Genomic DNA, 12,570 nt, shown 5'->3' on the forward strand with positions numbered 1-12,570 from the left:
GGCCACCTTTTTTAAAACAAACTGATCGAGAATTGGAGATTAGCTGATGGAACTAAGAGACGTTTCAATCACACCTATTGGACCACCTAAATTAACTCAAATAAAGAATACTGAAATGAATAAGACGGTCGAAAAACATGAGGTAGAAGAAAAAGTTTTATCAAAAGAAATCGTCGAGCACCACATCCACACCCTAAACACCTATCTCCAACCAACTAAAACCTCTCTCAAATTCCAACTTCACGACAAGCTAAACGAGTACTACGTCCAGATTATCGACACACAAACCGACGAAGTGATTAAAGAAATCCCTTCAAAAAAGTTTCTTGATCGCTATGCGGCAACGACTGAGTTAATGGGCTTTATGGTCGATCAGAAAATCTGAGCGTTTGAACTCTCGATGGAGGGTTCTTTTTTAGGACTTTTTACACCTTAAACAATTCCATTACCCTGCCGATAGTATGAATAGAAGGTATGAACGGAGGAGATGTTCATGAGAATTTCCGGGTTAGCGACGGGGATGGATACAGATCAGATGGTAAAAGATCTCATGATGGCGGAGCGAATTCCGCTCGATAAATTGTCTCAAAAGAAGCAAACGATGGAGTGGCAGAAGGAATCGTATCGTGAATTAAATACAATGATGTCGGATATGCGAAGCAGGGCTTCATCGATGCGGCTGCAGTCTGGTTACAATGCTTTTAAAACCGTTTCATCTAACACAGGAGCCGTTACTGCTACAACGACATCTGCCTCTGTCCCAGGTTCTTATTCGGTTACCGTTAACGAACTCGCTCAAAGCGCCAAGTTTACATCAGGACAAGCGATTCAAAATGAAGCGGGCAGTGCGGCGAAGGGAACAGATAAAGTACTTCAAACAGGTGAAGCGGATACGACGCTTCAGCTTACAAATAGCAAAGGGCAAACGGCTTCCATTACCATCACGGCATCAGACACATTAAAAAGTCTCGCTGAAAAAATAGCGGGTGCGACTGACGGAACGACAGGTGAATCACTTGGGTTAAGAGCAAGCTTTGATGACACCACCTCTCGCTTCTTCATTTCCTCAAAATCAATGGGAGGAGATGAGTCCTTTACGCTCGGATTCAGTGATCCAACGGTAGGGAGTCGTATTCTCGGTGGCGCCGCAAACACTGCACAGGGGAAATATGGTTCCGTGACGTTTGATGGCATTGTTGTCGATAACTTGAAAACGAACACGACCACGATTAATAATCTAAAGCTAGACCTTGTCCAAAAAGGGACTTCCACCGTATCGGTCCAAAGTGATGCTCAGGCTCCTTTTGACATGATTAAGAATTTTGTTGAGAAATACAACGAGTTCATGGATAAAGCGCAGGGGATGCTGACTGAAAAGCGTAACCGCGATTTCCCTCCGCTCACAGATGCGCAAAGAGAAGATCTTACTGAGAAAGAGATCGAACTTTGGGAAGAGAAAGCGAAAAGCGGGATGCTTCAAAGTGACGCAACGGTCCGGGGAATTGTGAGTGATCTTCGCAGTGCCTGGATGTCACCGGTTAGCGGAATTCCGGCAGGTGAGCTTAGCATGCTTTCGCAAGTAGGGATCAATACCGGTTCGTATCAGGATGGAGGCAAGCTCTTTATCGATGAAGCCAAATTAAAGAGTGCACTAGAACAACAGCCTGAAGAGGTCATGAATCTGTTTACGAGCGGCACAGATGGGATTGGCGATCGGCTTTATGACTCCGTTAACAAAGGCATTGATCAGTTAGGAAAAAAAGCAGGGACGCCAGGAACGCTTGTCGATAGTAGCTTTCTTTCAACGAGGTTAAAAGATTTAGATGAACAGATGGAAAACTGGGAAAATAAGCTCGTGACGATTGAAGATCGGTATTGGAAACAATTCTCGGCGCTTGAAACGGCGATGAGTCAGCTTAATCAGCAAAGTGCATGGGTACAACAAAACTTACTTGGTGGGATGTAAAATGAGAAGAAATGATGCGTTAAATCAACTACATGTGGTGACAAATCAAATCGCAAAATCACTTGGTGAAATCAATCCATCCATGAATCAAGATGGGACAGAAAAGCTTGACGGTATTAATCATATGATCACCCGTCGTGAGGAAACAATAAAATTATTAGAAGAAGCGATGGAGACAGAAGGCAAGGATTGGACGGAAGATGAACAAGGACTATTACAACAGCTAAGCGCTCTTGAAGAGACGATTCAACCGAAGCTGTCGGAGCTTTATTCAGCTTTTTCAGATCAAATGAGACGTTTCCAACAAGGAAAGGCAGCATCGAATAATTACAAATCTAAGACAGCCACATATATGGACGGCGCCTTTTTCGATCAGCGTAAATAGGGGGAATTTTTATGGCTATGAAAAATCCATATCAAACGTATCAAACGAATGCGGTCGCAACGTCATCGCCTCAGGAATTAACGTTAATGCTTTATAACGGCTGTATCAAATTTATTCGTCTCTCCTCTATTGCGATGGAAAAAGGCGATATGGAAGCGAAGAACACAAATATCATTAAAGCGCAAAACATCCTTTATGAATTGCGTTCGTCCTTAAATATGGAGATGGATCTCTCACAAACGATGGATGCGCTCTATGAGTATATGATTTCGCAGCTTGTAACGGCGAATATTCAAAATGATGCGAGCATTTTAAAAGAAGTCGAAGGACTTGCGGAAGAGTTTCGAAATACGTGGAAGCAAGCGATGGAACAGGCAAAGAAGTAAGTTAAACAAAGAGGGTGAAAGCAATGGAAAAAACATCTCTGTTCGGTGTGCTCCTCGGTTTTTTCGTCCTAGTTGGCGGATTAATTCTCAAAGGTGCAAATCCGGCTGCTCTATTAAATCCCGCTGCCCTCGTGATTATTTTTGTTGGGACAGCGGCAGCACTACTTATTGCATTTCCATTTAACGAGATTAAGAAATTCCCAACATTATTAAAAATTATCTTCTCCAATCAGAAGCTTCTTAGTGAAAAAGAACTGATCCCGATGTTTCGTGAGTGGGCAACTGTTGCTCGTCGTGAAGGCCTCCTTTCGCTTGAAAATAATCTTGAAGAGATTGATGATGATTTTCTAAAAGGCGGCTTCCAAATGGTGATCGATGGTCATTCACATGAAGCGATTGAGGAAATTTTAGTAGAAGATATTGAAGCTATGAAAGAACGTCACAGGATGGGAGCGGGGATCTTTACTCAGGCTGGTACGTATGCCCCGACGCTCGGTGTTCTTGGCGCGGTCGTTGGGCTTGTCGCAGCGCTTAGTCACCTTGGGGATATGGAGCTCCTTGGGAAGTCGATTGCTGCGGCGTTCATCGCCACGCTTTTTGGGATTTTCACAGGTTACGTTCTCTGGCATCCATTCGCAAATAAGCTAAAGCGTAAATCCAACGCTGAGGCTCGAATTAAAATGATCATGCTTGAAGGTCTTCTGGCCGTTCAGTCAGGCGCATCGCCTCGTATGGTAGAAGACAAGCTTCTCGTCTACTTGCCAAGTAAGGAACGAAACCTTGAAGTTGAAAAGAAATCAAGTCAATCAGAGGTAGAAGGAGTAGGCGCAGATGCGTAAGAAGAGACATGAGGAGCATGAGGATCACGTCGACGAAAGCTGGCTCATTCCATATGCCGATATGTTAACGCTTCTACTGGCTCTTTTTATCGTTCTTTTTGCTGCAAGTACGGTTGATGTGAAAAAGTATGAAGCGATGTCTCAATCTTTTCAGGAAGTGTTAAGTGGAGGAACCGGGATTTTAGAAGGCGAACCGGCGATGCTCGACCCAGAAGACGGTTCCTTTGTAGGCATGACGGATGAGCCTGAAAAAGAAGAGGCAAAAGAGGAAGATCCTGAAGAAAAAGCATTGGAACAGGATCAGAATAAGCTTCAGAAATTACAAGGTCGTATTGATGAATATATCGCTGATCAAGATCTTGACTCCTATTTAAAAACGAAGTTAACGGAAGAAGGACTTTTGATTACGATAAAAGAAGCAGCGCTGTTTCAAAGCGGAAAAGCCGTGTTAACAGGAGATGCGAAACCACTTGCCAAACAAATTTCAGATCTTCTCGTTACGGATCCACCGCGTCGGATTACGGTAACCGGTCATACGGATGATCGCCCGATTAAAACGTCACAGTATCCATCGAACTGGCATTTAAGTTCTGAGCGCGCGCTGAATTTTATGACAGAGTTATTGAATAACAAGAAGCTTGATCCAAAGTTATTTAGTTTTACAGGATACGGAGAATATCGCCCGATCGATTCAAATAAAACGGAAGAAGGCAGAGCAAAGAACCGAAGAGTTGAAGTGCTCATTCTTCCATACAACGTAGAAAATTAGAATAAGAGGTGAAAGAATGAAACGGATTCTAATAATCTTCCTAACAGCTCTTGGTATTGTCGGGGCTGGGGCTGCCGCAGCTGTGTTATTTCTCGATATTGATTTAAAAAAAGTGGTGGCGCAGGAAGAGAAAGAACCAACAGCGGAAGAGCTTGCCGCAAGAAGCTTTACGATGGAACCACTCACAACAAATTTATCATCCGATCATTTTGCGATTGTGCAGCTGAACTTGCTAGCTGATCATGAGAAAAGCTATAAAGAACTTGAAGTTCGTAATCCCGAATTAAAAGCGATCGTTATTTCAACGTTAGCCGGTCTTACAAAAGAAGATTTGAAAGGCTCTGAAGGTCTTAAAACATTTGAAGAATCGATCAAAAACGAAGTGAATCAAGTGCTGCATGACGGAAAGGTAGAACGTGTTCTCGTCACGGACTTTAAAATTCAGTAAGCGGTTAACTTTTTTCAAGAAATTTCCGATAATAACGGTATAATCCTCAAATTCGGGTACGAATAATAGAATAGGAGTAGTATGATAAACTATCGGAAAGAGGTGACCGGATATGAATATTAATAAACCATCAGCACCACCCATTGTAAACCCTTACCAGAAGCATAATCCTGTTACGAAAGTTGAGCAGGTGAAAAAGGCTCCTCGAGAAGATGAACTTCAAATTTCAAACAAAGCGAGAGAACTATACGACATGAAGACCGAACAAGAGCGCGAAGCGAAAGTAACGGCCATCAAGAAGCAGATTGAAGAAGGTACGTATCGTGTCGACAGTCAGAAGACAGCTGAGAAGCTGTTTGATCAGTGGTTTTAACAGGAGGCGGCACGATGGGACAGGAACTTTTAGAGGTTATGGGTGAAATGATTCTTCTTCATGATAAGTTAATCGTTCTTTCTGAAGAAAAAAAAGAAGCGTTAGTAGAACGAGACGTAAAGCGATTGACAGAAATCATGAACAAAGAAAAGGAGCTTCTTCAAAAACTTCGGGTTAACGAAGAGAAGCGACAGCAGATGACAGAAAATCTTGCAGGACGAGACCAAACGCTTAAACAAGTTCTAGGCTTATTAAGTCCGCCTGTTAAGAGAATGGTCGAAAATAGAGCGGCTGATTTAAAAGAAAAAGCTGAAAAACTACAGAGTATGAATAATGTAAATGAAGAGTTATTAAGGGATGGGATGGCATTTGTCCATCATATGATTGGCCATTTAACGACAACAAATCAATCGATCACTTACGGCAGGCCCAACCAGAAGCCATTGCAAACACCGCGAGGATATTTTGATACGAAAGCCTGAGGGATCAGGTTGAGAAAGGAACGGATTTGAATGACGTCTACGTTTCATGGATTAGAAGTCGGTAAGAGAAGTCTCTATACGCAACAAACGGCTCTTACGACAACAGGTAATAATATATCAAATGCGAATACTCCCGGATATTCGAGGCAGCGGGTGGATATGCACGCAACGTCTTCCATACCGTATCCTTATCAAACTGGTAACTCATCCTCACAGCTTGGGACTGGTGTAAGTGTTGAATCGATCGAACGTGTTCGTTCTGAATATCTGGACAGCCAGTACCGCGAGCGAAATGGTCAATTAGGAGCTGAATCGATGAAGCTTGAAACGCTTCAACAAATCGAAGAAATGACGAGGGAACCAGGCAACGGACTAAGTGCGTCCTTCGATCGCTTCTTCTCAGCGTGGGAAGATCTTGCTTCAAACCCAGATAGTCTTGCGGCTCGTGCAGTTCTTGTGGAACGTTCAGAAGAACTGTTATCACAAGGGAAAACGTTAAATGATGGATTAGCGAGTCTATCAAAAAGTTTGAATGACCAAATGACAGCGATGGATGATCAGATCACCGCCATCTCCTCACAGATTGATCGTTTAAACAAAGAGATTGCTTTAAAACCTGAAGCGAACGAGTTAAAAGACCGACGTGACCTTTTAATGGATGAAATGTCAGGACTGAACGCACAAAATACTGGAAAACTTGGAGGGCTGAAGCAGTCGCTCAGTGAAGTAGATCATTTTCAAAGCGATCTGAATGAAGTGTTTAATCAACTCATTAATGGATCTGGTATGAATAACCTTATGACAACTGGAGATTCACTAGTTAAAGATGCCAATGGTACGATCCAAAAAGGAAGGGCGATGTTTGATACGAGTGGGACTGGCGATACATTTCTTGAAAAAGTTAGTGTGAATCAAGAAGTAAAGGCCAATCCAGCTACGATTGCTGCTTCTTCTACTAATAGTGCAGTGAGTAATGGCGATATTGCCACTACAATAAGCGATTTAAAAAACGAAACACTTTCGTTTAATGTGGCAAATTCAAATGTAAATGCAGAAGCTAGCGTTGGCGACTTTTACGGTATGCTTATTTCAAAAATTGGCGCAAAGTCACAGGCTTCGGAACGATCAGTAGAAAGTCACCAAGCCGTCTTAAAGTCAATTGACCAAAACCGGATGTCAGTAAGCGGCGTCTCGCTTGATGAAGAAATGTCGAACCTCATTCAATTTCAGCATGCTTATAATGCAGCAGCTCGCTATGTAAGCACAACTGATGAGCTTCTAGACGTCATTATTAATCGCATGGGCGTTTAGTAGAAAGGAGATCATCAAATGAGAATTACACAGCAAATGCTTAGCTCAAACATTACCTCTCAGCTACAGCAGAACCTCTCACGCTATGAAAAAGCGAATGAACAGGTTTCAACAGGGAAAAGAATCAATACGCCTTCTGATGACCCAATTGGTGTTCAGAAATCTTTGAAACTCGCCTCTCAGCTAGCTGATAATGAGCAATATGAACGTAACACTGATTATGCTCTTTCCTGGATGGAAACAACCGACCAGGCCCTTAACAGCATCTCTAACGCGCTTCAGCGGGCAAATGAGCTAGGTTTACAGGCGTCGAACGGAACGAACTCACCAGAAGATCAGCAATCGATCGCAAAAGAAATTGAGCAGTTACGTGCTGAAATACAGGATATTGCCAATACAAAGTTTGATGGAAAGTACATCTTCAATGGACAGAAAACAGATCAACCGATTCAAATTGCAGAGAATGGCGATCTAACGTATAACAACCAGCCATTGATGCAGCGCATGTCTTCTAGCAATACGATTGAAATGAATGTTACGGGAGAAGTGTTTGATGGGAAGGTGAACCTGTTTAAGACACTTGATCAGCTTTCAGGCGCGTTAGCGAGTGGGAATCAAGAAGGTGTTAGCAGTGCACTGGAACAGATTGAAACTGGTAAAGAGCAAGTGTTAAATAGCTGGACTACCCTTGGCGCAAAACAGTCGAGAGTAGAAGGAATGAATCAACGCTTGAAAGAAGAGAACCTTTCTCTACAAACGCTCGTTTCTAAAACTGAAGATGTCGATTTTGCCGAAGCCATCATGAAACTTAAAACCGAAGAAAGCGTCTACCAGGCTTCTCTTGCTGCAAGCGCGAAGATCATTCAGCCATCTCTATTAGACTTTCTTAGATAAACAAAATCCCTCTCACGCGAGAGGGATTTTGTTTATTGACTTATCTTTTGATCGTATTCGCAAGCCCCATCATTTCATCCGCCATTTTAATCGCCTGACTTTGGAATTGGAGGAGTCGCTGTGTCGAGATCATCTCCGTTGTTTCATTCGTTAAATCCACGTTCGACATTTCAAGATAGCCCTGTCTTGTTTTATATTCTTCTCCATTAAGCGCGACAAGCTCATCATTCTCTTGAAGAGAAAATTCATTTCCTCCGACGTTCACGAGCGCCTGAGGGCGATCGATTTTAGCGATACTGAGCTGAAACGTTTGTTCATTGCCGTTTGCATCCGTCGCTACTAGTTCTCCGGCTTCAGTGATGCTGATTTCGGATGGATTACGATCAAACGTAATCGCATTGCCGTTCGTATCAAGAATCGCATTCCCACGGCCTGTTACGAGTGAAAATGCTCCGTTCTGATTTTGAATCTCAAAAGAACCATCTCTCGTATAGTTTACGGAATCGCCGTTTTGAACACGGAAGTAAACATTCTCTCCTTCAAGCATCAAGTCAAGATTACGTCCCGTTTCTTGAGCAGATCCTTGCTTGTGGTTAAGTGCTGTTAAACCAACTTTTGATCCAAAACCAATGCGAAGGTTTTCGGGCGTTTCTCTTCCAGGCTCTGTTGCTTCACCAGTTTGGTTTGCATACGTTTGGGTTAAGAGATTCTGGAACGTCGCTTCTCGGCTTTTATAACCTGCTGTATTTACATTTGCAATATTAGTTGCGATCGTATTCATTTTCTTTTGTGTCTGACTAAGTGAAGAAGATGCGGTAGCCATTTGAATATTCAATCGAAATCCTCCTAGTAGACGCGACCGACATCATTTACGGCTTTGTCGATGCTTTGATCGTACGTTTGTAGTACTTTTTGGTTTGCTTCATATAAGCGATACGTGTTAAGCATATCCGTCATCGTTGTCGTCATATCCACGTTTGAACCTTCAAGGTAGCCTTGTTTTACAGCATATTCGGTGATTTCAGTTGTTTGAATATTGATTGGCGCATCAGCTTCATCGCCTTCCCATGCAAAAACGCCATTTCCTTGCTGGGTGAGGTTAGTAGGATCACCCGTATAGCCAATCCATAGCTGCTGTTCATTTCCATTTTCCTCTATAATCGTGCCATCATCTGTCACAGTGAACGATTCGCTCGTTAGTTGAATCGGCTGAAGATCTTCGCCAATTACTTGATAGCCCTCAGTTGTCGAAAGAAAACCCTCTTTATCGACAGAGAAATTTCCATTTCTAGTGTAGCGAATCGCGTTATCCTCTAGACGAACGCCAAATAATAATAGGCCTTTTTTACTAGTTTCTGCATCGATTGGGAGATTCTCATCGATAAGAGCCAGGTCTGTTTGTTTGCTAGTTTCTTTAAGAGAACCGCTTGAAAAGTTGGGAATGCCTTCCTGTGTATAGACGCCAGTTTGGAGCGTGCCAATGGAAGAGTTAGGGGGCGTGTTCGTATTTCTTTCTTTCATCAAGTATTCAGGGAAGGAACGGAAAGTTGCTTCATCCTGCTTAAAGCCTGGTGTTTCAGCATTTGAGAGATTATTCGTTAAGAACTGTTGCTTTCGCTCACTTGCCATCATGCCGGACGTAGCCGTATACATGCCTTTAAACATTTTTTCGCTCCCATCGTAGTACGATCGTACGTGTACTTAGAAAATTATACCTCTATTATACCGCTTAGATGTGGGAAAATTAAGTGAAAAAAGTCGTTTTTTAGGTGAAAACACTCATTTACTATTATTTTTGACAATGCTATGCTAACAATATCGAAAAAATTGTCGAAAGAGTATACTTTTGCATACAAAACCAATATTTACCTATATAAACACATTTATACAAGGAGTGTGGAAAGCTTCGTGAATGTTTTTCAATCGATCAAACCGCTTGAACAAGCATTAAATGCGTCAATGGTTCAGCAGCGAACGATTACGTCAAATATATCAAATGTTGACACCCCTAATTACAAACGACAAACCGTTTCATTTCAAGATAATCTGCAGGAAGCTACTAGGAACCTGCAGAGCTACAAATCAAACCCCAAACACGTCCCTTTTAGTAACGAAAAAAATTCATTAAACCCCGTTGTTAAGACGGATCAACGTACAGTAAATCAATCGAATGGAAACAACGTTGACATGGATATTGAAATGGCAGAACTCGCGAAAAACCAGCTTTGGTACAATGCGATGGTTGAAAAGACGAATAGCCAATTCCGTGACTTACAAACAGCAATTCGAGGGAGCTAAAGAGAATGAATTTATTTAACGGATTCAACACAAGCGCTTCAGCGTTAACAGCAAACCGCCTCCGAATGGACGTCGTTTCCTCAAATATTGCGAATGCCGAAACCACGCGTTCAGAACTTGTTGATGGTGAATGGCAACCGTACAAGCGAAAAGTAGTAGAGCTAGAGGAGAACTCGTTTGAAAGCAAGCTTCAAGCTGCAATGGGGAATGAGTCCCCTTCTGGAGTGAAAGTATCGAATATACAAGAAGATAATGCGCCAAATAAGCTTGTTTATAATCCCGCTCATCCCGATGCGAATGAAGAGGGGTATGTAGAGATGCCGAATGTAGATATGGTGAAGGAAATGGTTGACCTTATGTCAGCCTCACGTTCATATGAAGCAAACGTAACGGCGTTAAACGCCACCAAAAGTATGTATATGAAAGCGCTCGAGCTTGGGAAGTAGAGATGTCGAGCATAGGGGGATTATATGAACACAATTAGTGCACTTCAGCAGCTTCCAGCTCAGGCAAAGTCTCAAGTTTCTTCAGGAGAGGCGACAGCTGATTTTGGTCAAATGCTACAGGATGCGATTAAACAAGTGAACGATAATCAGGTCGCATCGGAAGACATGACAAATAAGCTCGTAACTGGAGAAGTTCAAGATGTTCATGAAGTCATGCTTGCAGCACAAAAAGCCTCACTATCTCTTAATTTAACAGTAGAAGTGAGAAATAAGGTTATTGAATCATACCAGGAAATCATGCGCATGCAAATGTAGCCAATCAGGGATGGATAAAAGATGAACCAACAACTACTGAACTTTAAAAGTCGCTGGCAGGAAACGTGGGGAAGTTATTCCACAAAAACGAAATGGCTGATCGGAGGGACATTTCTCGTCACTCTTCTCCTACTTCTATTCCTTGTTTTTTGGATGTCTAAACCTAATTTAACGCCGATATATTCTAATTTAACGCCGACCGAAGCTGGTGAAATCAAAGGGGCCATCGAGCAGAAAGGGATTCCGGTAGAAGTTTCAACTGACGGAACAACGATCAGTGTGCCGAAGGATCAGGCGTCTGATTTAAAAGTAAGTCTAGCGGCTGAAGGTATTCCCAAAAGCGGTAACGTTAACTACAGCATCTTTAGTGAAAATATGGGCATGGGGATGACAGATCGCCAATTCGATGTTGTAGAGCGAGATGCGATGCAAAATGAACTGAGTTATTTAATTGAGCAAATTGGCGGTATTCAGGAATCAAAAGTGATGATTACCCTACCAGCAGAAAGTGTTTGGCTTGATGAAACAGGTGAAACAGCTTCTGCTTCGATCGTTCTTACAAGGGATCCAGGTGCTCAGCTTGACCAGGGCCAAATGACAGGCCTTTATCATCTTATAAGTAAAAGTGTTCCGAATCTCCCTGTCGAAAACATTGTGATCATGGACCAGAACGGAACTGCTTTTGATTACGGAGAAAACGGCGGTGTTGATACAACTTTATCCGCTTACCAGCAGCAAGAAGATATTCGTAACGGCATTGAAAAAGACATGCAGCAGGAACTCCAACAAATGCTTGGCATGATTCTCGGTCAGGATAAAGTGGTTGTCTCCGTGATGGCTAGCGTTGATTTTACAAAAGAAAAACGCACCGAAGATCTCGTTGAACCTGTCGATGAAGAAACAGGTGAAGGCATTGATATTAGCGTTGAGAAAATCATGGAATCGTATTCTGGCGATCAAGCTGCTGCTCAAGATGGGACGGGCACAGATGAAGGCGAAATTCCAAACTATAATGCAGATGATCCGGATGCCCAGGGTGACGGTTCTTATGAAAAAGTAGAAGACCGTATTAACCGTGAAGTGAATCGCATTCATAAAGAGATTGAAGAAAGTCCTTATCTCATTGATGATATTACGATAAACGTTGGGGTAGAGCCACCTGTGGCTGATGATATCACGACGTTAACTGCAGCTGATATAGAAGATATTCGCACGGTCCTTAAAAATGTTGTCCGTACCTCGTTAAGTGAAAGTGAAGTTCCGCTTGATGACGCGGCTCTTGAAGAGCGGATCTCGGTATTTGCGAATGAATTTAAGGGACGGGCCGACTATGAAGAGCCAACAGAAGGCATCTTTTCAACAATGATGGATAGCGTTCCGGTTTGGGTGCTTTATACCGTTGCAGGTGGAGTAGGGGTTCTTGTTATAGGAGGAATTTTCCTATTATTCCGACGTCGTGGAGGTAAAGATGAAGATGACTTTATGGAGTTTGAAGAATCTTACAGCGTTCCGGAAGACCATTATTTACCGCGTGAAGAACGTGAAGTCGATATGACGCCAGAGACACTTGTCGGAAAAGACGAGATTGAAAGTCTTGCAAAAAATGATCCAGAAGAATTTGTGAAACTACTAAGATTATGGATGAAAGAAGAATAGGA

17 protein-coding genes are annotated in these 12,570 nt (G+C 42.6%); 15 read left to right on the plus strand and 2 right to left on the minus strand.

From position 1 onward, the window contains the following. The first annotated feature begins 46 nt into the window (after positions 1-46). The 11 genes from flaG to flgL all read left to right on the plus strand — a co-directional run bounded on the left by flaG (position 47) and on the right by flgL (position 7,853). The gene (flaG, locus tag PQ578_RS00495; protein ID WP_273831716.1) at positions 47-385 is read left to right on the plus strand and encodes a flagellar protein FlaG; all 339 of its coding nucleotides are present in this window, start codon (positions 47-49) and stop codon (positions 383-385) included. Positions 386-493: 108 nt separating this feature from the next. Continuing rightward, positions 494-1,966 (plus strand): flagellar filament capping protein FliD, encoded by a 1,473-nt coding sequence (gene fliD / locus PQ578_RS00500; RefSeq protein WP_273831717.1) that lies wholly within the window; start codon positions 494-496, stop codon positions 1,964-1,966. Position 1,967: 1 nt separating this feature from the next. Continuing rightward, a complete protein-coding gene (gene fliT, locus PQ578_RS00505) occupies positions 1,968-2,351 on the plus strand; it encodes a flagellar protein FliT (protein WP_273831718.1) in 384 nt (127 codons plus the stop codon). Between the two features lie 11 nt (positions 2,352-2,362). Beyond that, a complete protein-coding gene (gene fliS, locus PQ578_RS00510; RefSeq protein ID WP_273831719.1) occupies positions 2,363-2,737 on the plus strand; it encodes a flagellar export chaperone FliS in 375 nt (124 codons plus the stop codon). 23 nt (positions 2,738-2,760) lie between these two features. After that, entirely contained in the window at positions 2,761-3,576 is an 816-nt protein-coding gene (gene motA / locus PQ578_RS00515) for a flagellar motor stator protein MotA (RefSeq protein WP_273831720.1), read from the plus strand. Next, the gene (gene motB / locus PQ578_RS00520; protein ID WP_273831721.1) at positions 3,569-4,345 is read left to right on the plus strand and encodes a flagellar motor protein MotB; all 777 of its coding nucleotides are present in this window, start codon (positions 3,569-3,571) and stop codon (positions 4,343-4,345) included. The genes motA and motB overlap by 8 nt, the downstream gene beginning before the upstream one ends. 16 nt (positions 4,346-4,361) lie before the next feature. Next, positions 4,362-4,793, plus strand: a complete 432-nt coding sequence (locus PQ578_RS00525; RefSeq protein WP_224881380.1) for a flagellar basal body-associated FliL family protein — start codon at positions 4,362-4,364, stop codon at positions 4,791-4,793. Between the two features lie 112 nt (positions 4,794-4,905). Continuing rightward, a complete protein-coding gene (gene flgM / locus PQ578_RS00530; protein WP_224881381.1) occupies positions 4,906-5,166 on the plus strand; it encodes a flagellar biosynthesis anti-sigma factor FlgM in 261 nt (86 codons plus the stop codon). Positions 5,167-5,180: 14 nt separating this feature from the next. Beyond that, positions 5,181-5,648: a flagellar protein FlgN gene (locus PQ578_RS00535; protein ID WP_273831723.1), complete on the plus strand. Its 468-nt coding sequence runs from the start codon at positions 5,181-5,183 to the stop codon at positions 5,646-5,648. Between the two features lie 30 nt (positions 5,649-5,678). Beyond that, entirely contained in the window at positions 5,679-6,959 is a 1,281-nt protein-coding gene (gene flgK, locus PQ578_RS00540; RefSeq protein WP_273831724.1) for a flagellar hook-associated protein FlgK, read from the plus strand. An 18-nt stretch (positions 6,960-6,977) separates the two neighbouring features. Next, a complete protein-coding gene (gene flgL, locus PQ578_RS00545; protein ID WP_273831725.1) occupies positions 6,978-7,853 on the plus strand; it encodes a flagellar hook-associated protein FlgL in 876 nt (291 codons plus the stop codon). 40 nt (positions 7,854-7,893) lie between these two features. Here flgL and PQ578_RS00550 read toward each other — a convergent pair whose 3' ends face one another. Both PQ578_RS00550 and PQ578_RS00555 read right to left on the minus strand, forming a co-directional pair. Beyond that, entirely contained in the window at positions 7,894-8,688 is a 795-nt protein-coding gene (locus PQ578_RS00550) for a flagellar hook-basal body protein (RefSeq protein WP_273831726.1), read from the minus strand. Positions 8,689-8,699: 11 nt separating this feature from the next. Next, a complete protein-coding gene (locus PQ578_RS00555; protein WP_273831727.1) occupies positions 8,700-9,518 on the minus strand; it encodes a flagellar hook-basal body protein in 819 nt (272 codons plus the stop codon). 243 nt (positions 9,519-9,761) lie between these two features. Here PQ578_RS00555 and flgB point away from each other — a divergent pair, with 243 nt between their 5' ends. From flgB to fliF, 4 genes are read left to right on the plus strand one after another with little or no spacing between them, the layout of a single operon-like run. After that, positions 9,762-10,151 carry a flagellar basal body rod protein FlgB gene (flgB, locus tag PQ578_RS00560; protein ID WP_273831728.1) on the plus strand — a complete coding sequence of 130 codons (390 nt, stop codon included), beginning with the start codon at positions 9,762-9,764 and terminating at the stop codon, positions 10,149-10,151. A gap of 5 nt (positions 10,152-10,156) precedes the next feature. Beyond that, entirely contained in the window at positions 10,157-10,597 is a 441-nt protein-coding gene (flgC, locus tag PQ578_RS00565; RefSeq protein ID WP_273831729.1) for a flagellar basal body rod protein FlgC, read from the plus strand. A gap of 24 nt (positions 10,598-10,621) precedes the next feature. Further along, positions 10,622-10,912, plus strand: a complete 291-nt coding sequence (fliE, locus tag PQ578_RS00570; RefSeq protein WP_273831730.1) for a flagellar hook-basal body complex protein FliE — start codon at positions 10,622-10,624, stop codon at positions 10,910-10,912. Positions 10,913-10,933: 21 nt separating this feature from the next. Next, the gene (gene fliF / locus PQ578_RS00575) at positions 10,934-12,568 is read left to right on the plus strand and encodes a flagellar basal-body MS-ring/collar protein FliF (RefSeq protein WP_273831731.1); all 1,635 of its coding nucleotides are present in this window, start codon (positions 10,934-10,936) and stop codon (positions 12,566-12,568) included. Positions 12,569-12,570 lie beyond the last annotated feature (2 nt).

Origin of the sequence: Guptibacillus sedimenti, assembly GCF_028610665.1 — a bacterium.
Taxonomy (GTDB): Bacteria; Bacillota; Bacilli; order Bacillales; family Guptibacillaceae; genus Guptibacillus; species Guptibacillus sedimenti.

Excerpts from the sequence above, each read along its gene's own strand:
- PQ578_RS00555 (WP_273831727.1), bottom strand. The coding sequence starts at position 9,518 with ATGTTTAAAGGCATGTATACGGCTACGTCCGGCATGATGGCAAGTGAG.
- PQ578_RS00535 (WP_273831723.1), top strand. The coding sequence starts at position 5,181 with ATGGGACAGGAACTTTTAGAGGTTATGGGTGAAATGATTCTTCTTCAT.
- PQ578_RS00525 (WP_224881380.1), top strand. The coding sequence starts at position 4,362 with ATGAAACGGATTCTAATAATCTTCCTAACAGCTCTTGGTATTGTCGGG.
- flgC (WP_273831729.1), top strand. The coding sequence starts at position 10,157 with ATGAATTTATTTAACGGATTCAACACAAGCGCTTCAGCGTTAACAGCA.
- fliD (WP_273831717.1), top strand. The coding sequence starts at position 494 with ATGAGAATTTCCGGGTTAGCGACGGGGATGGATACAGATCAGATGGTA.
- fliE (WP_273831730.1), top strand. The coding sequence starts at position 10,622 with ATGAACACAATTAGTGCACTTCAGCAGCTTCCAGCTCAGGCAAAGTCT.
- flgL (WP_273831725.1), top strand. The coding sequence starts at position 6,978 with ATGAGAATTACACAGCAAATGCTTAGCTCAAACATTACCTCTCAGCTA.
- fliT (WP_273831718.1), top strand. The coding sequence starts at position 1,968 with ATGAGAAGAAATGATGCGTTAAATCAACTACATGTGGTGACAAATCAA.
- fliF (WP_273831731.1), top strand. The coding sequence starts at position 10,934 with ATGAACCAACAACTACTGAACTTTAAAAGTCGCTGGCAGGAAACGTGG.
- flgM (WP_224881381.1), top strand. The coding sequence starts at position 4,906 with ATGAATATTAATAAACCATCAGCACCACCCATTGTAAACCCTTACCAG.
- motB (WP_273831721.1), top strand. The coding sequence starts at position 3,569 with ATGCGTAAGAAGAGACATGAGGAGCATGAGGATCACGTCGACGAAAGC.
- flaG (WP_273831716.1), top strand. The coding sequence starts at position 47 with ATGGAACTAAGAGACGTTTCAATCACACCTATTGGACCACCTAAATTA.
- flgK (WP_273831724.1), top strand. The coding sequence starts at position 5,679 with ATGACGTCTACGTTTCATGGATTAGAAGTCGGTAAGAGAAGTCTCTAT.
- fliS (WP_273831719.1), top strand. The coding sequence starts at position 2,363 with ATGGCTATGAAAAATCCATATCAAACGTATCAAACGAATGCGGTCGCA.
- motA (WP_273831720.1), top strand. The coding sequence starts at position 2,761 with ATGGAAAAAACATCTCTGTTCGGTGTGCTCCTCGGTTTTTTCGTCCTA.